This window comes from uncultured Eudoraea sp., assembly GCF_947258925.1.
In the GTDB taxonomy this organism is placed as follows: domain Bacteria; phylum Bacteroidota; class Bacteroidia; order Flavobacteriales; family Flavobacteriaceae; genus Eudoraea.
This window is the reverse complement of the sequence record NZ_CAMYKG010000013.1, coordinates 1-22,592: the sequence shown is the minus strand read 5'-3', so window position 1 is coordinate 22,592 and position 22,592 is coordinate 1. Positions and strand designations below refer to the sequence as shown.

18 protein-coding genes are annotated in these 22,592 nt (G+C 39.2%); 9 read left to right on the top strand and 9 right to left on the bottom strand.

Annotated elements, in window-relative coordinates:
- Positions 1–20: 20 nt before the first annotated feature.
- Complete coding sequence (locus tag Q0X77_RS05960) at positions 21–1,412, top strand: Gfo/Idh/MocA family oxidoreductase (protein ID WP_297794502.1); 1,392 nt, start codon at positions 21–23, stop codon at positions 1,410–1,412.
- Positions 1,413–1,422: 10 nt separating this feature from the next.
- Positions 1,423–2,295, top strand: a complete 873-nt coding sequence (locus tag Q0X77_RS05955) for a PIG-L family deacetylase (protein WP_297794500.1) — start codon at positions 1,423–1,425, stop codon at positions 2,293–2,295.
- A 55-nt stretch (positions 2,296–2,350) separates the two neighbouring features.
- Here the strand turns inward: Q0X77_RS05955 and Q0X77_RS05950 are convergent, their stop codons facing one another.
- Together Q0X77_RS05950 and hemN are read right to left on the bottom strand one after the other, a co-directional pair.
- Positions 2,351–3,175, bottom strand: coding sequence for a universal stress protein (locus Q0X77_RS05950; RefSeq protein WP_297794497.1), 825 nt, complete (start codon positions 3,173–3,175; stop codon positions 2,351–2,353).
- A gap of 30 nt (positions 3,176–3,205) precedes the next feature.
- Entirely contained in the window at positions 3,206–4,567 is a 1,362-nt protein-coding gene (gene hemN / locus Q0X77_RS05945; protein WP_297794494.1) for an oxygen-independent coproporphyrinogen III oxidase, read from the bottom strand.
- Positions 4,568–4,708: 141 nt separating this feature from the next.
- Between hemN and Q0X77_RS05940 the strand changes: the two genes are divergently transcribed.
- Complete coding sequence (locus Q0X77_RS05940) at positions 4,709–5,596, top strand: sugar phosphate nucleotidyltransferase (protein ID WP_297794491.1); 888 nt, start codon at positions 4,709–4,711, stop codon at positions 5,594–5,596.
- Positions 5,597–5,616: 20 nt separating this feature from the next.
- Positions 5,617–6,669, top strand: coding sequence for an aminoglycoside phosphotransferase family protein (locus tag Q0X77_RS05935; protein ID WP_297794488.1), 1,053 nt, complete (start codon positions 5,617–5,619; stop codon positions 6,667–6,669).
- 9 nt (positions 6,670–6,678) lie between these two features.
- Here Q0X77_RS05935 and Q0X77_RS05930 read toward each other — a convergent pair whose 3' ends face one another.
- Positions 6,679–7,857, bottom strand: a complete 1,179-nt coding sequence (locus Q0X77_RS05930) for an acyl-CoA dehydrogenase family protein (protein ID WP_297794485.1) — start codon at positions 7,855–7,857, stop codon at positions 6,679–6,681.
- A gap of 95 nt (positions 7,858–7,952) precedes the next feature.
- Positions 7,953–9,041: an SRPBCC family protein gene (locus Q0X77_RS05925; protein ID WP_297794482.1), complete on the bottom strand. Its 1,089-nt coding sequence runs from the start codon at positions 9,039–9,041 to the stop codon at positions 7,953–7,955.
- Positions 9,042–9,100: 59 nt separating this feature from the next.
- On the opposite strand from Q0X77_RS05925, the gene Q0X77_RS05920 reads away from it, so the two are divergent.
- Together Q0X77_RS05920 and Q0X77_RS05915 are read left to right on the top strand one after the other, a co-directional pair.
- Positions 9,101–10,417, top strand: coding sequence for an amino acid permease (locus Q0X77_RS05920; protein ID WP_297794479.1), 1,317 nt, complete (start codon positions 9,101–9,103; stop codon positions 10,415–10,417).
- 16 nt (positions 10,418–10,433) lie between these two features.
- Positions 10,434–11,312, top strand: coding sequence for a dimethylarginine dimethylaminohydrolase family protein (locus tag Q0X77_RS05915; protein ID WP_297794477.1), 879 nt, complete (start codon positions 10,434–10,436; stop codon positions 11,310–11,312).
- A gap of 3 nt (positions 11,313–11,315) precedes the next feature.
- On the opposite strand, the gene Q0X77_RS05910 is transcribed toward Q0X77_RS05915, so the two are convergent.
- From Q0X77_RS05910 to Q0X77_RS05890, 5 genes are all read right to left on the bottom strand, one after another.
- Positions 11,316–12,029: a methyltransferase gene (locus tag Q0X77_RS05910; protein WP_297794474.1), complete on the bottom strand. Its 714-nt coding sequence runs from the start codon at positions 12,027–12,029 to the stop codon at positions 11,316–11,318.
- Complete coding sequence (locus Q0X77_RS05905; protein ID WP_297794471.1) at positions 12,026–13,459, bottom strand: sulfatase; 1,434 nt, start codon at positions 13,457–13,459, stop codon at positions 12,026–12,028. Before Q0X77_RS05905 ends, Q0X77_RS05910 begins: the two co-directional genes overlap by 4 nt.
- Before the next feature lie 79 nt (positions 13,460–13,538).
- Positions 13,539–14,069, bottom strand: a complete 531-nt coding sequence (gene rimM, locus Q0X77_RS05900) for a ribosome maturation factor RimM (protein ID WP_297794468.1) — start codon at positions 14,067–14,069, stop codon at positions 13,539–13,541.
- A 14-nt stretch (positions 14,070–14,083) separates the two neighbouring features.
- Complete coding sequence (locus tag Q0X77_RS05895) at positions 14,084–14,833, bottom strand: 30S ribosomal protein S16 (RefSeq protein ID WP_297794466.1); 750 nt, start codon at positions 14,831–14,833, stop codon at positions 14,084–14,086.
- A 120-nt stretch (positions 14,834–14,953) separates the two neighbouring features.
- On the bottom strand, positions 14,954–16,372 hold the full coding sequence (locus tag Q0X77_RS05890; protein WP_297794463.1) for a sulfatase: 1,419 nt from the start codon (positions 16,370–16,372) through the stop codon (positions 14,954–14,956).
- Positions 16,373–16,526: 154 nt separating this feature from the next.
- Between Q0X77_RS05890 and dnaE the strand changes: the two genes are divergently transcribed.
- The 3 genes from dnaE (at position 16,527) to Q0X77_RS05875 (ending at position 22,325) form a co-directional block, all read left to right on the top strand.
- Positions 16,527–20,906, top strand: a complete 4,380-nt coding sequence (gene dnaE, locus Q0X77_RS05885) for a DNA polymerase III subunit alpha (RefSeq protein ID WP_297794461.1) — start codon at positions 16,527–16,529, stop codon at positions 20,904–20,906.
- 100 nt (positions 20,907–21,006) lie between these two features.
- Positions 21,007–21,324, top strand: coding sequence for a thioredoxin (gene trxA / locus Q0X77_RS05880; protein ID WP_297794457.1), 318 nt, complete (start codon positions 21,007–21,009; stop codon positions 21,322–21,324).
- Between the two features lie 71 nt (positions 21,325–21,395).
- Positions 21,396–22,325: a DUF58 domain-containing protein gene (locus Q0X77_RS05875; RefSeq protein WP_297794454.1), complete on the top strand. Its 930-nt coding sequence runs from the start codon at positions 21,396–21,398 to the stop codon at positions 22,323–22,325.
- Positions 22,326–22,592 lie beyond the last annotated feature (267 nt).

Genomic DNA, 22,592 nt, shown 5'->3' with positions numbered 1-22,592 from the left:
TCATAACCATATTCTCTATCATGAAAAAGAATCAATCACGAAGAGTCTTTTTAAAACGAGCAGGCTTGGGGGCAGCAGCAATTTCCGCAGCACCACAAATTTTAGCCTCTTCCTATCAACAAAAACTAGTACTCAACAGAACCTATAAAGAAAATTCCTATGCTGTAAATGATCAGGTAAATCTGGCATTAATAGGATCCGGTATACAGGGAATATACGATACCACCTCAGCGCTGAAAGTACAGGGTGTGAAACTTGTAGCCGCTTGTGATCTATACGTGGGGAGGCTAGACAGGGCAAAGGAACTTTGGGGTAGTGATATTGCTGTTACCAGGGATTATCGTGAGATCCTTAACCGTCGTGACGTGGATGCCGTTATTGTTGCAGTTCCTGATCATTGGCATAAAAAAATCACTATTGAAGCTATGCAAGCGGGGAAAGCCGTTTACTGTGAAAAACCCATGGTTCAAAATTTTACAGAAGGTCATGAAATAATCAAAGTTCAAAAAAACACTGGTATGTTATGCCAGATAGGTAGTCAGGGGATGTCATCTTTAGGTAACGAAAAAGCGAGGTTACTTTATGAGGATGGTGCTATTGGGGACCTTGTTATGCTGGATATGTATAACGATCGTTATTCTTCTGAAGGTGCATGGCAATACCCCATACCACCGGATGCCGATCCTGCTACGGTAGATTTTGATACTTTCCTGGGGAACGCTCCAAAAGTTCCATTTGATACTACCCGCTTTTTCAGGTGGCGGAATTACCGGGATTATGGAACAGGTGTAGCCGGTGACCTGTTTGTGCATGCTTTTTCAACACTAAATTATATAATAAGTTCCAATGGCCCCTCGAGAGCATTGTCTACAGGCGGATTGCGCTATTGGAAAGATGGACGCGATGTGCCGGACGTCACCTTAACATTTTATGATTATCCTAAAACTGAGACTCATGCTGCTTTTAATGCCTCATTCAGGGTGAATTTTATTGCCGGATCCGGAGGTGGTGGTGGTTTCAGGTTAATAGGAACTGAAGGTGTAATGGAAATAGGCTACAACTCTGTAAAACTCAAACGTTCCAAATTAGGAATGGCACCAGGTAGCTATTCTATGATTGCCTATACAGAGGCGACTCAAGCTAAAATCAAGGCAGAATACGCTACTAAGAACCTGACTAGCAGAAAATCTGAATTGAATATAGGGGAAACTATTTGGGAAGCTCCTGATGATTATAAAGGCGGACATTATGACCATTTCTATAACTTCTTCCAGGCTATCCGTGGTAAGGGCACAATAATTCAGGATCCGAATTTTGGACTAAGGGCAGCGGGAGCAGCCCTTTTGGCCAATGAAAGTTATTATAAGAATAAATCTATTGACTGGGATCCAAATACCATGCAATTAATCTAACTCATAAATCATGAAAAATCTGATTCTCTGTTTCTTTATTGCTTTCTGTGTACAATTCGGTACTTCCCAGACTGATCCGATAAATGTAATTGTTTTTGGAGCACACCCGGATGATTGTGATATAGATGCCGGAGGAACCGCTATACTATTGGCAAAAATGGGCCATAAAGTGAAATTTGTTTCCCTTACCAATGGGGATGCAGGGCACTATAATAAAGGGGGTGGCGCATTGGCCAAAATAAGGATTGCCGAGGCAAAAGAAGCAGGTAAACGATTTGGTGTTGAATATACAGTTTTGGATAATCATGACGGAGAACTTATGCCTACCCTGGAAAACAGGCTAAAGGTAATCCGTGAGATTCGAAATTGGAATGCGGATGTGGTAATAGCTCCCAGGCCAAATGATTACCACCCCGATCACCGTTATACAGGAATTTTGATTCAGGATGCGGCTTATATGGTCATCGTCCCTAACGTAGCGGCAGATACGCCACCACTAAAGAAGAACCCTGTCTTTCTATATTCTGAAGATAGTTTTGTTCGTCCAAACCCTTTTAATCCGGATATTGTTATAAATATTGATTCTGTTTTTGATCAGAAGATTTATGCTATGGCCGCACATGAATCGCAATTCTTTGAATGGCTCCCATGGACTTCAGGGAATCTTGATAAGGTGCCTGAAGGGGAAAAAGAACGTTTGGAAATGCTCGCTAACTGGCGCACCTCTGCCCCGAAGAGCGCAACTATGGCATCTCTTAAAAAATGGTATGGTGATAAAGCTTCACAAGTAAAGCATGTAGAGAGTTTTGAAATTTGTGAATACGGTAAGCAACCTACAGATGAGGAACTGCAAAAGTTGTTTCCAATGCTTAAAAATAAATAAGGGAGAATCCAAATAAGATTCTCCCTTAACTATCAACTAAAACGTTAACCTAAAACTATAATTTGAATGTTATTACAGGAATTTTAGAATGATTGGTAATATCCTCTCCAATACTGCCCATAAAGAAATGTGATAGCCCTTTTCTGCCATGCGTAGGGATTCCTATTACATCGGCTTTGATACTTTCACTAAAATTTAAAACCCCCTTTTCTACACTATAATCATTGTAGATATTTACTTCTTTACCGGCACCAGCTTTTTGCAAATACTTGTTTACTTTTTCGTAGGCATCCTGAGTACTTAGAAAATTATCTCCGGGAGTATTTATATAGACCAAATGCAGTTTTGCTGATAATTTGTCTGCGAAATCCTTGGCTTTTTTAAATGCAATAAGGCTTTCGTCTTTAAATGCACAGGCAAATACAAAATTTTCAGCCTTAAAATCTTCCATTTCATCTTTAATAACAAGAACCGGAATATCCGAATTTCTAACTACTTTTTCGGCATTGGAACCTACGAATATTTCCTTAAGACCATCGCTCCCATGAGATCCCATAATGATCATGTCAGCACCATGTTTTGCCGCAACATCATTGACTTCACTAAACACTTTAAAATGCTTAATAATGGGAGTTACCTTCTTAACTCCTTTTAAATAAGGTTTATCCAGGAACTCAGAAATGCGTTTTTCGGCCATTTTAATAAGAAAGACTGTTTGTTCAGGATGAAACCCTTCTGAAGATGAAATCATTGCTTCATTTAATTCTAGCATATGTAGTGCAATGATCTCTGACCCGTGTTTTTTAGACAGGGAAGCTGCAGCTTTTAAGGCAAATTCAGATTGCTCAGAAAAGTCGATAGGTACTATAATTGTTTTCATGATCTTAGTTTTAAGGTAAATTAAACACTATTAAATGGTCATGGAAAACAGCCTGGTTTGAGGCGCCTTCCTATGTAATAACAAATCAAATGCCATACATATATTTCTTATAAAGGGTCGTCCCTTTTCAGTAACTCTAACACTATTAACGTCAATTTCGACTAATTCGTCTTTTTCCATTTCCCGTAGTCTGGATATAACCTCTTCTAAAAATTCAAATTTTTCGTTTTTTGCATCCCAACCAGTCTCAAAGCTACACATTAAATTCAATATATGCCTTCTTATGATTTGATCTTCATCAGTTAAAATATGCCCCCTGTATATTGGGATAATATTATTTGCCACAAGGTGTTCATATTCCTCAAGACTTTTTACGTTCTGAGCAAAACTATACCAGCTATCGCCTATACTGGAAACACCGAGACCGATCATCAGCTGTGTTTTGGAAGCGGTATATCCCATAAAATTTCTATGCAGTTCTCCGGTCACCATGGCTATATACAAAGAATCACTTTCCATAGCAAAATGATCCATCCCAATTTCATGGTAACCTACCTGTGCCAATAATTCCTTTGCACTTTCATACTGCAACCGCTTTTCCTCTGCTGTTGGGAGATCACTATCCCTGTACCCTCTTTGCCCGTTACCCTTAAGCCAGGGTACATGAGCATAACTGTAAAGTGCCAAACGATCTGGCAAAAGTGATTTTGTTTTTAAGATGGTATCCTTTATGTGTTCCCGGGTCTGATGTGGAAGTCCGAAAATTAAATCGTGACCAATAGAGGTATAACCAATTTCGCGCGCCCATTCGGTAACATCCCTGACTTTTTCAAAAGGCTGGATACGATGGATTGCCTTTTGTACAGTATCGTTGTAATCCTGTACACCAAAACTCACCCTTCTAAACCCAAGATCGAATAAAGTCTGTAAATGTATCTTTGTTGTATTGTTGGGATGACCTTCAAAACTGAATTCATAGTTTTCCGCTTTATCCGCAAACCTGAATATGCCATTGATTAATCTTTTTAGGTGCTCGGCAGAAAAGAAAGTCGGGGTGCCTCCTCCCAAATGTAATTCTTTAATTTTGGGCCTGGCCTCAAAAAGCGCACAATACAAGCTCCACTCTTTTAATATGGAATTTATATAGGGCTTTTCTACTTCATGCCTTTTTGTAATGCGTTTGTGACAACCACAAAACGTACACATCTGTTCACAAAATGGCAAATGGATATAAAGGCTGATTCCTTCTTTAGCATTACTTTCAAAAAAACTTCGCTTTATTGTAGCTTTCCATTGCTTTCCGGAAAAGGTTTCCATATTCCAATAGGGAACTGTAGGATAACTCGTATAACGGGGACCTGGGATATTGTATTTGCGCACTAAGTTGGACATCAATAAAGTGTTTTAAACAAATCTATTTGATTTAAGTTCAATATAATATGACATAAATCAGTTTTAATTTTAGGTAAAATTATGATCCCATTTACTATTTCACGTATAAAAACTTATTTTTGCGGCCATAATATCAGATATATGACTCTTTTACTTATGGCAGCCGGAAGAGGTAGCCGTTATGGAAAACTTAAACAATTCGATGGCTTGGGGCCCAAAGATGAATTTCTTATGGAATTCAGTATTTATGACGCATTGGAGCATGGTTTCAATCATATTGTTGTAATCACCCAAAAGGACAATGTTGATTATTTAAAGGATTACCTGACCCCAAAATTACCAAAGGATGTAAAGATCGATGTCCTTTCGCAAGAGCTAACGGACCTGCCGGAAGGTACAGGCTATAAAGGGGAAAGAAGTAAACCCTGGGGAACTGCCCATGCTGTTTGGACTGCAAGACATGTCATTAAAACTCCATTTGCTATAATAAATGCGGATGATTACTATGGCAAAGGAGCTTATAGAAATGCGTCCAATTTTATCAAAACAAGAGATAACAAAGATGAATATGCCCTGGTTGCTTATACACTTGAGGATACCCTTTCAGAATATGGTTCCGTTTCCAGGGGGGTTTGTAAAAGGGATGGAAATAAATTACACTCGGTAGTGGAACGCACAAAAATTCAAAAAGCTAACGGAGGCCTCATCGACACAGATTCGGGAATTGAATTTACCGGGGATGAATTGGTTAGTATGAATTTTTGGGTTTGTAATCCTTCTATTTTTGACCATATTGAGCAGGATATACGTATTTTTCTTGAGAATGAGGACAACATTGCAGGAGGTGAAGTATATATTCCTTTTGTTATTCAGAAAATGTTAGAACAAAATAAAGTTAATGTCGCTGTAATACCTTCAGATAGTAAGTGGTTTGGAATAACCTATGCTGATGATAAGGAAAAAGCCATGAAAGAGTTATTAGACATGACCAATACCGGGGCATACAGTTCGCCACTATGGCCAAATTAATCTACATAGATTAAAGAGAAATGGAAAGCAATAGTCCAAGTGCTGTATTGACCCATTTTTCCATTGAGCCAAAAGACTATACCATACAACCTTTAAGACAGGGGTATATCAATGATACTTTTACGCTCCTGCATGATGGTGTACCTTCTTATATATTGCAGCGTCTTAATACAAAGGTTTTTAGCAATATTGATGTATTAATGCAGAACATTGATCATGCCCTTCCCTATTTAAACGACAAAAATTACTACGGAATATCCCTTATAAAGACTACTGATGACCAGCCTTATTTGAAAACGAACAATAGTGAGTACTGGCGAATGCTGACAATGGTCCCAAATAGCATTGCTTTTAATACCACTCAGGACGAAAACATTGCATTAGAAGCAGGTAAAATCATCGCAAAATTTCACTCCCTGTTGCAAGAAGCGCCATTAGATAGCTTCGAAGACACCATACCCGGATTTCACGACCTTACTTTGAGGAAACAGGAGTTTAAAGAAGCCCTGGCAGGTGCCAGCTCAGAAAAATTAACAGAGGCCCAAAAGGCCATTCTTTTTGCAAAAAGCACCCTTGAGGAATTTCGTTTTTATGACCCTGGTAAATTGCCACTCAGAATATGTCATAATGATACCAAATTAAATAATATTCTTTTTGATAAAGAAAATAAACGCGCACTATGCCTTATTGATTTAGACACCTTGATGAAAGGATATTTCCATTTTGATTTTGGTGATGCAGTGCGCACCATAGTCAATACTGCAGATGAAGATGAAAAAGACCTCAGTAAAATAACATTTAACAAAAGGCTCTTTGAAGCTTTTATTGATGGGCTCAGCACTAACTCAGATTTCCTGACTGAGGCAGAAATTCAGCATTTGGCCTTTGGTGTAAAGTTCATGCCTTTTATACACGGAATCAGGGCGTTAACAGACTATTTAAAAGGAAATATCTACTATAAAGTAACTTATGAAACTCAGAATCTGGATAGATGCCTAAGTCTGTTTGCTTTTACCAAAAAAGCCATAGAGCAAATGGAATATATGCAAGAGGCGATAAAAAAGAGAATCTGAAGTCAGGAATTACTTAAAGGCGCTATGACCTGTAATATCGGCACCAGTAATTAGTAAATGAATATCGTGTGTCCCTTCATAAGTGATTACACTTTCGAGGTTCATCATATGACGCATGATACTATATTCTCCCGTAATACCCATTCCACCAAGAACTTGTCTTGCTTCCCTTGCTATTTTTATAGCCATTTCAACATTGTTACGTTTGGCCATAGAAATTTGAGCAGTCGTAGCTTTTCCTTCATTTTTTAATTGCCCCAGTCGGAATGCCAGGAGTTGCGCCTTGGTGATTTCAGTAATCATCTCCGCCAATTTCTTCTGCTGCAATTGAGTTGCCGCAATGGGTTTTCCAAATTGGACTCGTTCCTTTGCGTAACGAAGCGCTGTATCGTAACAATCCATGGCCGCTCCAATCGCACCCCATGCTATGCCATATCGGGCAGAATCCAGACAACCTAAAGGAGCACCCAGTCCATTTTTGCCCGGCAGTAGGTTTTCCTTTGGAACTTTAACATTATCAAAAATCAGTTCCCCGGTTGCCGAAGCCCTGAGGGACCATTTATTATGGGTTTCCGGAGTTGAAAATCCCTCCATTCCCCTTTCCACAATTAATCCGTGAATTCTTCCTTCTTCATTTTTAGCCCAAACTACAGCAATATCAGCAAATGGTGAATTTGAAATCCAAAGCTTGGCTCCATTTAATAAAAAATGATCGCCTTTGTCCTTAAAATTGGTCACCATCCCACTAGGATTAGATCCATGATCAGGTTCTGTAAGACCAAAACAACCCATATATTCTCCGGTGGCCAATTTAGGTAAGTACTTCTTCCTTTGATCTTCCGTTCCATATGCAAAAATTGGATACATTACCAGGGAAGATTGTACTGAGGCAGTAGAACGAACACCACTATCTCCACGTTCAATTTCCTGCATAATAAGTCCGTAGCTTATCTGATCTAGACCAGCCCCTCCATACTCCACAGGTATATACGGCCCAAAGGCACCAATCTCTGCAAGTCCGCCTACAATTTGATCTGGAAATTCCGCCTTTTGTGCAAAATCTTCAATGATAGGAGAAATATCGCGTTTCACCCACTGCCGAGCAGCATCGCGCACTAACTTGTGTTCATCGCTTAAAAGTTCGTCTAGATTGTAGTAATCCGGTGCTTCAAATAAGTCTGGCCTCATTCGTAAAATTTTTTGTCAAAGGTAATTAAAGGAATATAACAAACCAATGCGAATAGCCGACATTTTATAACACTATATAGTAGGATAAAAAAGAATTATGAATTAATAAATTCTGCTAAAAGTCGATGAAAATGATGTACTCCCTTTTCACGTGTAGGTGAAAATCTGCCGGTCTTATAAAATTGTGATCGAATCCCTTTTTGTACACCTTCCACCACGGCCTCATCTTCCATTTCTACATTATCCAGACCGGAACCAGCACCTTTACCAAGTTTGGCAGGGTCATAAACATAACTATAAAAAGACACTTTGGTTTTGTTAATTTCGAGCGGTTGAACCAAATTTACCGAAACCCCCCAGGGATAGAAATTAAACATCATATTTGGAAATATCCAATAATAGTACGCCGCAATCTTCTTACCTGCATCCGGATGATTTTCCGGAAGATCAAAGATCTCCTCGGTACCTTCGGCATATCCAATTTGAAGGCTCATATGATCATACAGAATGGTATCATAATTTCCGTAATCTAAAACTGCATTCAAATCTTCGTGTACAAAAGGGATGTGAAAGCCTTCTAAATAGTTGTCACAATACAGCGCCCAATTGGCATCAATTAAATAGTCTTTACTTCGTTTTACATTTAAGACAAACTCATGTAATGGTAAAAATCCAACTCTTTCGTTCATAGCGTTCAAGACCCTTTGTATCTCAAATGCAGGATTGAGTCCAACAAATAAAAAGGGACCCCAATGCCTTAAAGGAAAACTGTACAGATTGTCACATGATCTGGGAAAATTCTCAGCCTCTTCAAATTCAGGCATATGCTGCATTTCACCTTGAAGATTAAAGCTTCTCCCATGGTAACCACAGATGAGTTTTTTAACTTTTTTCGTACTATCAATAACCAAATTCCCACGATGTGTACATACATTGCTGAGACAGTTTATTTGCCCTTCCCTATCCTGCGTTAAAAGCATAGGTTCGGTTAAAAAGCTATCGAGCAAAATAAATGGGTAGGCATTGCTTGTAATATCTACTAGACCTTTATGACCTATCCATTGCCAGGAACGATAAAATACCCGATCCTTAACGGCCATAAAAACTTCCGGAGTTCGATAAAAATGGGCCGGTAAAGTTTCTGCCTTAGCGATATCCGGGTCGATTTTAAATTTTTCAGTCACGAGTTATTTAATTTGTACATTTAAAAATATATAATTCTTTTCAGAACCAACCAAAACGAATGAACCAAAGCAAGAATAAAAAAAAACTAGGGTTATGGATGAGCACTTCCCTGGTGATTGGCAACATGATTGGTGCCGGTGTTTTTTTAATGCCTGCTGCCCTTGCAGCCTTTGGAGGGATTAGTATTATCGGATGGATGGCTTCTTCATTGGGTGCTCTTGTCCTGGCTGTCGTTTTCAGTAAGCTCAGCAAGTTATTCCTCAACAAAAGTGGCGGTCCCTACGCATATACAAGGGCTGGTTTCGGGGACTTCGCGGGATTTTTAGTGGCCTGGGGATATTGGATTTCCATTTGGGTGGCCTTGGCAGTAATAGCAATTGCCTTTGTAAGTGCCTTAACAGTCTTGTTTCCCGTTTTTGAAGAAAATTCCCTAGCTGCGGTCTTAACCGGACTAAGTACTATTTGGTTACTAACCTGGATAAATTCAAGAGGAGTGAGAGAATCGGGAAAAATACAGGTTGTAACGACAATACTGAAACTGACCCCTTTATTAATAATTATTATTGGGGGGTTTTTCTTTATTAATATTGAAAACTTTACACCCTTCAATGTCAGTGATTCATCAAATTTTGAAGCGATAGCCATAACTTCAACCATGACACTTTATGCTTTTTTGGGGTTTGAGAGTGCAACTATTCCTGCAGATAATGTAAAGGACCCCGGAAAAACTATTCCCAGAGCCACGATGTTAGGAACAATCATAGTTACTGTGGTTTATATATTGGGAACAGTGGTGGTCATGGGGATGGTTCCCCTTGAGGAACTTGCGGTGTCACCAGCACCTTTTGCTGATGCCATGGGGATATTAACCGGAAAATTTGGGCGTGGGTTGGTTGCTTTTGGCGCAGCAATTGCCGCTTTTGGAGCCCTTAACGGATGGATATTAATAGTTGGTCAATTACCGAGGGCGACCGCAAAAGACAAACTATTTCCAGGAATTTTTAAGAAGGAAAACAAGCATGGTGTACCTGTTTATGGAATGGTCATAGGCAGTGCCTTAGCTTCGGGGGTAATGCTAATGAATTACACAGAAGGTCTGGTAGAGCAATTCAAGTTTTTAATTTTGCTCGGCACCTTAACGGCTTTAGTTCCCTATCTCTTTACTGCCGCAGCCTATGTGAGTATCCTTTTAGAGAAAAAATTGCCTAACCAACCATGGTTGGGAATATATGGAACGGGAAGTTTGGCTTTTTCCTTCTCCCTTTGGGCTATTTTCGGAGCAGGGGAAAAAGCTGTTTTTTGGGGATTTATATTATTGATGGTTGGAATACCATTTTATGTTTTTGTAAAGTGGAGAAATAAAGACACCACTTAATTATAAAAATAATCCAATGATTTATACCTGTCATTCCGAATATCACAGACTTTCCCGGGTTTGTATAAAACCAGTGGCAAACGCATTTATCAACACAAAAAAACTTGCAGAAGAATGGAAATCTCTAAATTATCTTTCACAGCCTGATTTCAAGGAGGCTCAAAAAGAGTATGAAGGCTTTATTTCGTTGTTAGACCAGGCAAAGTCGGATATGATGATATTACCCATCGATTCGAAGCTTACCTCAGATGCTATTTATTGCAGAGATGCCTCAATTGCTACAGATTATGGTATGATTATGTGTAATATGGGGAAAGGCGCAAGAAAAAAGGAACCTGCAGCCCAAAAAGAATTTTTTGCGGCAAATAATATTCCAATTCTTGGAACAATAAAAAATCCGGGCACTCTAGAAGGTGGGGATGTTGCATGGTTAGATAAAAATACCCTGGCTGTCGGGCATACCTATCGAACAAATCTGGCCGGAATCGCTCAGTTAAAAGAATTACTGGCTCCTTATAAAATTGAAGTATTGGTAGCAGATCTTCCTCATTATAAGGGCCCTTCAGATGTCTTTCATTTAATGTCGATCCTAAGTCCGGTTGATAAAGATCTTGCTGTTGTTTATTCTCCACTGATGCCCATATCATTTAGAAATATGCTACGCCAGAGAGGTTTTACCCTGATAGAGGTTCCGGAAAACGAATTTGAATCTATGGGCTGCAATGTTTTGGCCGTTGCGCCCAGAAAATGCATTATGGTAAAAGGCAACCCACATACAGAAAAGCTATTAAAAGATGCAGATTGTGCTGTTTTTACTTATAAGGGAGAGGAAATCAGTTTAAAAGGTGGAGGAGGTCCTACATGCCTTACCCGGCCAATTCAAAGAATGGAATAAACCTCACATCTTGAGGTAGAATTCTTTGGTCAGATTTATATAGTCTTGGGTATACTGGTGCCTCGATTTTTCAATAATCAATTCATTAGTTAAAGGCTCGGTATTTTTAAAATGGAATTCCATAAGGCTTCTTTTTACCTCTGAATCCGGATGACCTTTTACACGTAGCAGACGTGCGGGGTAAAGCCCATATTTTAGTGCTTCCCGGAGTACTCGGGTTTCCTCTTTAATTGGAATTATAAGCGCAAAGATGCCCTTCTCAGTAAGCATTTCAGACACTCCTTTTATAAGTCGGTCAAATGGAAGAGAGTTATTCTGCCTGGCTATATCGCGTGAACTATCACCGCTGGTAACCCCTTCAGAATAAAAAGGCGGATTAGAAACAATCAGGTCATATTTATCTTCAACCTCCTCAACAAATTCATCAAGAGAGGCGTGGTAACAAAACAACCTGTCTGGCCATGGTGAAGCCTCAAAGTTTTCCATACATTGTTCAAACGCATCTTCATTTATTTCAAGGGCATCAATGGTTTCGGCATTAGATCTTTGAGCCAGCATTAACCCAATGATTCCCGTGCCTGCACCAATATCAAGTATTGATTCCGGCATATGAGCATTGCTGGCCCAGGCACCTAATAAAACCCCATCGGTACCTATTTTCATAGCACAGCGATCCTGATGAACCGTAAATTGTTTGAATTTAAACGTCTTATTCATTCTATAGTACCCACAGGTCTGTTTTCAGTGCCTTCCAATTCCATTAATGAATCCCCCAATTTATATCGCATAGCATTAGCCAGTTGTTTTATTTTTTCTACAACCTCCGGATAATCACTGGCTACATTAGTGGTTTCTCCCAAATCATTAGAAAGATCATAGAGCTCAATTTCTTTTACGTCTAAGTGTATGTAATTGCCGGGAAGACCATCTTTGCCCGGTTGCTGACCTTCCATAGTCCTGTAATTATGGGGAAAATAAAGTTTCCATTTGCCATATCTGACACCGTGAAGTTCGTTTACCCTGTAATAAAAATAATAGGCCTCCTGAGGACTCTCTTTAGTCTTGCCTTTTAATAATTTTAAAACACTTTTCCCATCAATGGTATGAACTGGTAAATCCGATCCGGTTAGTTCGGCTATGGTGGGTAGAATATCTATGGCCATAACAGGAGTATCAATAGTACGTTCTCCTTTTAAACCTTCAGGGTATCTTATGATAAAAGGTTCCCTGTGGCCCCCTTCCCAGGCTGTTCCTTTACCTTCACGAAATGGTAAAGCACTACCTGCATGATTCCCGTACGACAACCAGGGTCCATTATCCGAGGTGAAAATTACAATTGTATTATCGGTGAGATTATTAGCTTTTAAAGCTTCCAAAATTTCCCCAACAGACCAATCGATCTCCATGATGACATCGCCATATAAACCCCTGCCGGACTTTCCCCGGAACTTATCCGATACAAACAAAGGCACGTGAGGTTGCGGATGAGGAACATAAAGAAAGAAGGGGCGATCTTTATTTCGGTTTATAAATTCTATACTTCGCTCGGTAATTTGAGTAGTTAATTGAGACTGGTCAGTTAAAGTATCCACAACCCGTTCATTTTCATATAAGGGCAATGGTCCAAAATTAAAAACAGGACCCTGTTGCGGGTGAAAAGGCCACATGTCGTTAGAATATGGAATTCCAAAATACTCGTCAAAGCCATGATTAGTAGGTAAAAAATCGGGGTGATCCCCTAAATGCCATTTCCCAAAAATCCCAGTTTTATATCCCTTTTTTTTGAGCATTTCCGCGATAGTGGTTTCAGACGGATGCAGTCCAATTTTACTATCAGGCATAAAAGCATTGTGAATCCCAATTCGATTAGGGTAACAACCAGTTAATAAACCAGCTCTTGAGGCTGAACAAACTGCCTGAGCAGCATAAAAACTGGTCAATAGCACGCCTTCACCAGCCATGCGATCAAGGTTTGGTGTTAGGATGTCATCAGCTCCAAATACACCGACGTCCTGATAACCCTGATCATCAGTAAAAATTAAGACTACATTTGGAGGTATTAGCTCCTTCGAATCAATCTCTTCTGTTTTAGTTTTACAGCTGGTCAGTAGAATGATCAGGATAAATAATGATAGGCTACGAATCATTGATAAGGCGAGTTTTTCAACAAGCTGTTTTGTAAAGTATTGCAAAATACTTGTAAGTTGGGCTTAATATAATTAATTTTTATTCATTAAGATAAAGGTCCACCAGTCCTTCAGGGGTAGTTACATAAAGGGTTTTATTGTCCCTGTCAACTTTATCAATAATATTATCAGCCACCGGTATCAGTAACTGTTTGCTGTCCTTTTCTACTTCAAGGAGTGCCTGGGAAACAGAATCATTTACTCCTTTAATAATTCCAATATAGCCATGATCCTTATCCATGACCTGGAACCCGATAATCTCATGGTAATAGAATTTGTTACCGGAAAGTTTAGGAAGAAATTCCAAAGGAAGATATAAATGGGAACCCATAATCCTGTCTGCATCCTGTTCAGTGGAAACATCTTCAAAACGAATGCGCAACAGATTTGATCTATGGAGGTAACACTTCTCAATAAAAAATGGAACCAGGTTGTTTCCTATTGAAACAAAAACTGATTCCATGTTTTCGTATATCCCGGGTTCATCGGTATCGAGCTTTACAAGTACCTCCCCCTTAAAACTATGTTTTGAAACTATTTTGCCCAGGTAGAAACAATCTTCCTTTTGCATAATGTTCCTATCAACTACTCTTTTTCTTCCTTCTTCTCAGCGGCTGTTTCAGGTTCTTCTGCCTTTACTTCTTCAGCAACTTCTTCTGCTTTAGCAGGTGCAGCTTCTTCCGTCTTGGCTTCCTCAACAACTTCTTCTGCCTTAGCAGGTGCAGCTTCTTCTGTCTTAACTTCTTCAACAACTTCTTCTGCCTTAGCAGGTGCAGCTTCTTCTGTCTTAACTTCTTCAACAACCTCTTCGACAACCGATTCTTGAGCACCGCCTTCTTCTGTAACCTCAATAGGCGACTCAGCTATTTCTGCTTCTTCAGTAGCTACTTCGGCAGCGGCCATAGCTCTTTTTTCATTTATCTCTTTCTCAGCTTCTAATGCCTTCGCTTTTGCATCAGCCTTTTCTTTATCTAAACCGGCCGTTTTCTTGGCAATAGCTTTCTCTTTTTCTGCAACCCAAGCATTGAATTTTTCTTCTGCCTGTTCTTCAGTTAGTGCTCCTTTTCGGACGCCTCCCAACAAATGATGCTTGTACATTACCCCTTTATAGGATAATATTCTTCTGGCGGTATCTGAAGGTTGTGCCCCATTGACTAACCACTGAACCGAGTTATCTACGTTTAATTCAATTGTTGCCGGATTGGTGTTGGGGTTGTATATCCCTAACTTTTCAAGAAACTTCCCATCTCTTTTTGAGCGAACATCTGCTGCTACTACCCAATAAAATGGTTTCCCTTTTTTTCCGTGTCGTTGTAATCTAATTCTAACTGGCATATCACATTAATTTTGTAGGGTGCCCGACCCTCGATTATTAATTCTTTTAATTTTTCCCGTAAATGGGCTGCAAATATACGTGTTTTCTATAAACCACCAATATTTTTAAACGAATTCCTTTTATTCTATTTCTACCAATTGATCCTCACCAATTACTAATTTAGAACGGTGGTCGGAAATAAGTGAATTAATCTCATTAATAACATCCGGATTTTCTTTAGATACATCGAATCGCTCTTCCGGATCAGTACTTAAATTATAAAGAAGTGGAGGTTCGTGTACCTCTTTTTTACCAAATTGACCATATTCCCCCTGGGTAATAAAATGCGCCTTGAAATCTCCTAAACGTACGGCATAAATATCGGTCCCCCTGTAATAAAAAAGCTTCTTACGGGGACTAGGTTTACCATGCAGCAAAGTTTCACTTAAATCGTACCCGTCAATAATTCTGTCCTCAGGAATTTTGGCTCCAGCCAAACGACTAAATGTCGTAAATAGATCCATTGTAGAGCCCAGGCCGTTTACCAATCCAGGTTTAATTAAACCAGGTCCCCAGAATATTCCCGGTTCCCTCATACCCCCTTCCCACGTAGTTCCTTTACCGGCTCTTAAAAGTCCGGCACTACCGCCATTAAGCTTAAAACTTAACCATGGCCCGTTGTCTGAAGTAAACACCACTATGGTATTATTCTCGAGACCTTCTTCCTTCAAAATGGCAATTATTTTTCCAACCCCATGATCAATTTCTTCCAATACATCGCCGTATAAACCTCGCTTGCTTTTACCTCTGAATTCTTTTGAAACAAATAAAGGTATGTGGGGTAAGTTATGTGCCAAATAAATAAAGAATGGATTATCCTTGTTTTTCTTTATAAACGAAATAGTTTCATTAGTATATCTGAGAGTAATTGTATTTTGGTTAGCAGGGCGTTCTATGATCTCTGTATTCCGCATTAGAGGAACATTAAAATGATTTGTTTTAATTGCCTCATCGGGTTGGTTCCAGTACTCCCAATAAGGAATATCTACTACCTTATCCATATCATTGGAATATGGAATCCCATAATAATAGTCAAAACCATTGTTGGTTGGGAGATATTGTTCCTTATGCCCCAAATGCCATTTTCCTATGCAGGCTGTTTTATAACCAACCTGCCTGAGTTGTTCGGCAAGAGTGATTTCAGATGCAGGCAACCCATTTTTAGAATTGGGATAAAGCACTCTTCTTTTATGGCTAGACATGCCACTCCTTACAGTTAATCTTCCCGTTAGTAATGCGGCCCTGCTAGGAGTGCAAACACTGGCGGCTGCGTAGAAATTTGTCCATTTTTGTCCCTCGTATGCCATTTGGTCCAGGTTGGGTGTTTGTATAGTAGGATGGCCATAAACCCCCAGGTCTCCATAACCAAGATCGTCTGCAAATATTATTATAAAATTGGGTGGCTTCTTATCTTGTCCGAAGGTTTTTTGCAATACTGTTGAGCATACCAAAATGCTCAATATTAACTGTAAACCTAAACATTTGACCTTAAAATTCATTTCTTATAACTTTATGTATTAAAGATATGTAACTCAATAGAACTTAAAAAATGATATCTGTGCCGGCGTTAATAACTCGTGACAACTCTGCTCTTTATAAATGTTGTTTTTGATTATTTTTAGCTACTTTTTTTTAAGCTGATACCTAACTACTATGTACCTCATTTTTGATACTGAAACTACTGGCCTGCCAAAGAGATGGGACGCTCCGGTAAGTGATACTGATAATTGGCCCCGTTGCATTCAAATTGCCTGGCAATTACATGATCTACTGGGAAACTTAATAGATCAACAGGATTACCTGATAATACCTGATGGGTTCAATATTCCTTATGATGCCGAAAAAATTCATGGAATTTCCACTGAACTTGCACTTGAAAATGGAAAACCTCTGACCGAAGTATTGGAAAAATTTAATGATGCCCTTTCTAAAACCAAATTCGTGGTTGGCCAGAATGTAGGATTTGACATCAACATTATGGGGGCCGAATTTTACAGGGCAAATATAAAAAGTGATTTAGCGCAATTACCCGTCCTGGACACCTGCACAGAACATACCGCCACTCTATGTGCGCTACCAGGCGGACGAGGCGGCAAGTTTAAACTCCCTACCTTAACCGAGCTGCATCAGTATTTATTTAATACCCCTTTTTCGGAGGCACATAATGCCACCGCCGATGTGGAAGCAACCACCCGTTGTTTTTTGGAACTATTAAGACGACAGCAGTACACAAAAGAGCAACTGGGTGCAGGTACCGGCTATTTCGAGGAATTCAAGGAAGCTAACCCTCAGGAAATCCAGTTAATAGGATTAAAACATATCAACTTAAGGAAGGCCTCTGAAAAAATAGCCAAACGTCTTAAAAATCTGGAAGTATCGGGCGTTTCCGAAGAAGACCTTAATCAAAATATAAAATCGCTGGAAGATGCTGATTTTATTCATTTACATAACCATTCTCAATTTTCGGTACTACAATCAACAATTAAAATTAAGGATTTGGTTGCATCTGCCGCAGCAAACCAAATGTCTGCAGTAGCTCTTACCGACCATGCCAACATGATGGGAGCATTTCATTTTGTTAAAGAAGTGAATGCTCATAATAAACTGGCAAAAGAAACTACCGAAAATGAGAATGAAGACCAAGTTCAAAGAAATTATATAAAACCTATTATAGGTTGTGAATTTTTTGTTTGTGAAGACCATACCAATAAAAATGTAAAGGATTATGGGTATCAAATGGTCTTGCTGGCCAAAAATAAAAATGGCTATCACAATCTGGCAAAAATGTCCTCTCTTGCTTACACTGATGGTTTCTATTATGTTCCCAGAATTGATAAAAATATTATCACCCAATTCAAAGATGATATCATTGTCCTCAGCGGAAACCTTTATGGTGAAGTAGCTTCCAAAATACTGAACATTGGGGAAAATCAGGCAGAAGAAGCTCTGCTATGGTGGAAATCTGTATTTAAAGATGATTTCTATCTTGAAATAATGAGGCATGGTCAGGAAGATGAAGAACGTGCTAACAAAGTAATGGTTGACTTTGCCAAAAAACATGAAATAAAATTAGTAGCTACTAATAATACCTACTACTGTTCTAAAGAAGATGCTGAAGCGCATGATATTTTACTTTGCGTTAAAGATGGAGAAAAACAGGCCACCCCAATAGGCAGAGGCCGTGGATACAGATATGGTCTTCCCAACCAGGAGTACTACTTTAAGAGTGCTGCTGAGATGAAGGAATTGTTTAAAGACCTACCAGAATCTATTCTAAATATTAAGGAAATAGTAGATAAGGTTGAACCTTTTGAGCTGGCAAGGGACGTTCTGTTACCCCAATTCGAAATTCCGAATGAATTTAAGATAGAAGAGGATGAAGCAGATGGAGGAAAACGCGGTGAAAATGCTTACCTCAGACATATTACCTATGAAGGAGCCCTTAAAAGATACGGGGAGATTACTGATGAAATTAGGGAACGTATTGATTTTGAACTCAAAACAGTTGAGAATTCCGGTTATCCGGGCTATTTTCTAATTGTAGAGGATTTTATAAGGGAAGCCCGAAACATGGGCGTTTCTGTTGGCCCAGGAAGAGGATCTGCCGCTGGTTCAGTAGTGGCCTATTGCCTCTGGATTACCAATATTGATCCATTGAAATATGACCTTCTTTTTGAAAGATTTCTAAATCCGGACCGGGTTTCCATGCCAGATATCGATATAGATTTTGATGATGAAGGTCGTGGGAAAGTAATGGATTATGTCATTAACAAATACGGAGCCAACCAGGTAGCACAAATAATTACCTACGGCACTATGGCCGCAAAATCTTCTATCAGAGATACAGCCAGGGTTTTGGACCTTCCCCTGAATGATGCAGATCGCATTGCGAAATTGATTCCCAATATGTCTAAGTTGAACAAAATATTTGGGGTTCCGGAGGCTGATCTTAAGAAGAAATTTAGGGCAGATGACTTGGCAAAGGTGAATAACCTGCTTAATATTTCGGAAGGGGATGATCTGGAGGCCCAAACAGTAAAAATGGCTCGTGTCCTGGAAGGATCCTTGAGAAATACAGGTATCCATGCGTGTGGGGTAATCATTACTCCGGATGATATTACAAATTTTGTGCCTGTGGCAACCGCTAAGGATTCTGACCTTTATGTTACCCAATTTGACAATTCTGTTGTGGAAAATGCAGGCTTGCTGAAAATGGATTTCCTTGGTCTTAAAACCCTGACCTTAATTAAGGATACTGTTAAAATTGTAAAAGCCAGGCACGGAGTAGAATTAATTCCTGATGAATTTCCTTTGGATGACCCGGACACTTATGAACTATTTCAACGTGGAGATACCGTAGGGATATTTCAATATGAATCCGTGGGGATGCAAAAACACCTTAAAGATCTGAAGCCTTCTGTTTTTGATGATCTTATTGCGATGAATGCCCTCTACAGGCCCGGTCCTATGGAATATATCCCCAGTTTTATTGCCCGTAAGCATGGGGATGAAGAAATAAGCTACGACCTTCCCGAAATGGAGGAGAATTTAAAGGAAACCTACGGGATAACAGTCTATCAGGAGCAAGTAATGTTATTGTCACAAAAACTGGCGGGTTTCTCAAAGGGTGAAGCAGACATCCTGAGAAAGGCAATGGGTAAAAAAATATTTTCCCTGCTTCAAAAACTTAAACCACAATTTCTGGATGGAGGTGAAAAGAATGGGCATCCCAGAGAAATTTTAGAGAAGATATGGAAAGACTGGGAAGCTTTTGCCTCCTATGCTTTTAATAAAAGTCATTCTACCTGCTATGCTTACATCGCCTATCAAACGGCTTATCTAAAGGCGCATTATCCGGCGGAATATATGGCTGCTGTATTGTCCAACAATATGAACGACATTAAGCAGGTTACGTTCTTTATGGAAGAATGTAAGCGAATGGGTCTGGAGGTTTTAGGTCCTGATGTTAACGAGTCCTATTATAAATTCGCGGTGAACAAAAATAATGCGGTTCGCTTTGGCATGGGGGCTATTAAAGGGGTAGGACGTTCAGCGGTTGAGACCATTGTCGAAAATAGAAAAGAGAACGGGCCTTATAAATCCGTATTTGATTTAGCCAAGCGGATAGATTTAAGGGCAGCCAATAAGAAAGCTTTTGAAAACCTTGCACTTGCCGGGGGATTCGATTCATTTGGAGATACGCACAGAGCACAATATTTTCACAAGGAGGGAGATGGGAATACATTTCTTGAAATGGTCATAAAATATGGCGCTAAATTTCAGGAAAGCGAAAACTCCTCGCAGGTTAGTTTGTTTGGCGATACCAGTGAAGTTCAGATCCCGGAACCACAGGTACCACCTTGTGAAGGATGGGGCACTATGGAGAAGCTCAGAAGGGAAAAAGAAGTAGTAGGCATATATATTTCCGGTCATCCTTTGGATGACTTCAGAACTGAGATCAATGCCTTCAGTAATGCCAGTGTTTCCTGCTTTAACAATTTGGAAGAGTATGTAAACAGAGAGCTTTCATTTGCCGGCGTAATCACGGATGTGCAGCATAGGGTATCCAAAAACGGAAAGGGATGGGCCCTGTTTACCATGGAGGACTATACAGACAGTTTTGAATTTCGGATTTTTGGCGAGGAATATTTAAAATTCCGTCACTTTCTTATGATCAATTCTTTTGTTTACGTCAAAGTATTTGTACGCGAAGGATGGACCAACAGGGAAACGGGAAAAAAGGGAGACCCACGACTGCAATACAACAATTTTATGTTGCTGCAGGATACCATGGAAAACTTTGCAAAAAAATTGACCATAAAATTAAATATCGCACAGCTTAAAGAAAATGCTATTCATGATCTGAAGGACACACTCATCTCCTATAAAGGGAAGCACTCGCTTAATTTTGTGGTTTACGAAATGAAACAGGAAATAAAAGTAAACTTATCAAGTAGAAAACAAAAAGTAGAGATTACAAGTGAGCTCTTGCATACTTTAGAAGAAAAAGAGGTACACTATAAATTGAATTAAATAAGCTTTTTCAATGAATGCATAAGAAAAATGAATGATCTTGAAGTAATGAAACAGTGGAATAATTGACTAAATTTGCATAATTCTAAATAAAAACAATATGGCTTTAGAGATAACAGATGCTACTTTTGATGAAGTAGTTTTAAAAAGTGATAAACCCGTAGTGGTGGATTTTTGGGCTGCATGGTGCGGACCTTGCAGAATGGTAGGACCTATTATAGATGAAGTAAGTACTGAATATGAAGGTAAAGCCATTGTAGGAAAAGTTGATGTGGATTCCAATCAGGAATTTGCTGCTAAATACGGTGTTCGTAATATTCCAACCGTCCTTGTATTTAAAGACGGTGAAATTGTAAACAGACAGGTTGGTGTATCCCCTAAGAAAGTATATACCGATGCTATTGAGGCGGTTCTTTAATTAAAAAAAGAAACTTGTATTTTAAAAAAGGTTTAGCAATTGCTAAACCTTTTTTAGTTTATCTTGCTACTATGGATCTGCGTTCAGAATTACATAAAGCCCCTTTGTTCCAAAATTTGGAATTATTGGCCAATCAAATTGTTGAAGGTTTTATCAGCGGAATTCATAAAAGCCCATTTCACGGCTTTTCAGCAGAATTCGCGGAACATAAAATATACAATACCGGAGAGAGCACCAAGCACATAGACTGGAAGTTGTTTGCAAAGACTGATAAGCTTTATACTAAAAGATATGAAGAAGAAACCAATCTGAGGTGCCATATGATTTTGGACAATTCAGCGTCCATGTATTATCCGGAAGTTCAGAAACTTTCTATAAGTCATTTAAATAAAATAGGTTTTGGCGTATTGGCAATTGCGGCCTTAATGAACATTCTGAAAAAACAGCGTGATGCTGTCGGGTTAAGTGTATTTTCGGATTCCTACTCATTTTATGCCTCAGAGAAAGGGAGCGAAAGGCAACATCAGATGTTATTGGCAAAACTCAGTGAAATAAGTCTTGATACAAAACCGGCACAACAGTCCAGGATATATACCTATTTGCATCAGATTGCAGAAAAGATTAAAAGGAGAAGTCTTGTTTTTCTTTTTACCGATATGTTTCAAACAGCTGCTTCAGATGAAAAACTTTTTGATGCCCTGCGCCATTTAAAATATAACAAACATGAAGTTGTACTGTTTCATTTACTGGATAATGAAACCGAATTGCATTTTAACTTTGAGAACACACCAAAAAGATTTATTGATGTAGAAACAGGAAGTCATATAGACCTTTATGCGGATACCATAAAGGATGCTTACGAACAGGGAATCAGTGAATATTTGGCGGATTTAAAATTAAAATGCGCACAGTACAGCATAAAATATGTAGAGGTTGATATCAAAGAACCGTTTACCAAGGTATTAAACACCTTTATGATAGAGCGACAGAAATTTCTATAACCCTAACGGAATTTTAAAAAAATTGTTTGTGGAATTCATTTAGCAACGTATATTTGCACCCACCTTCACTTCAGTAGAAGTTTTGGTAACCAAAGCACGCTATAAAAAAGCAATGTAACAAGGTTTGAAGCTGACTGTTGTCAGCGTCCGCCTGAGGCGGATAAAATCATTGGTCTGGTAGTTCAGTTGGTTATCCCGAGTACTCGGGACTGCCTGTCACCAGGCAAACACGTTCTTAGAAGTATGTTTTTTGTATATATCATTGAA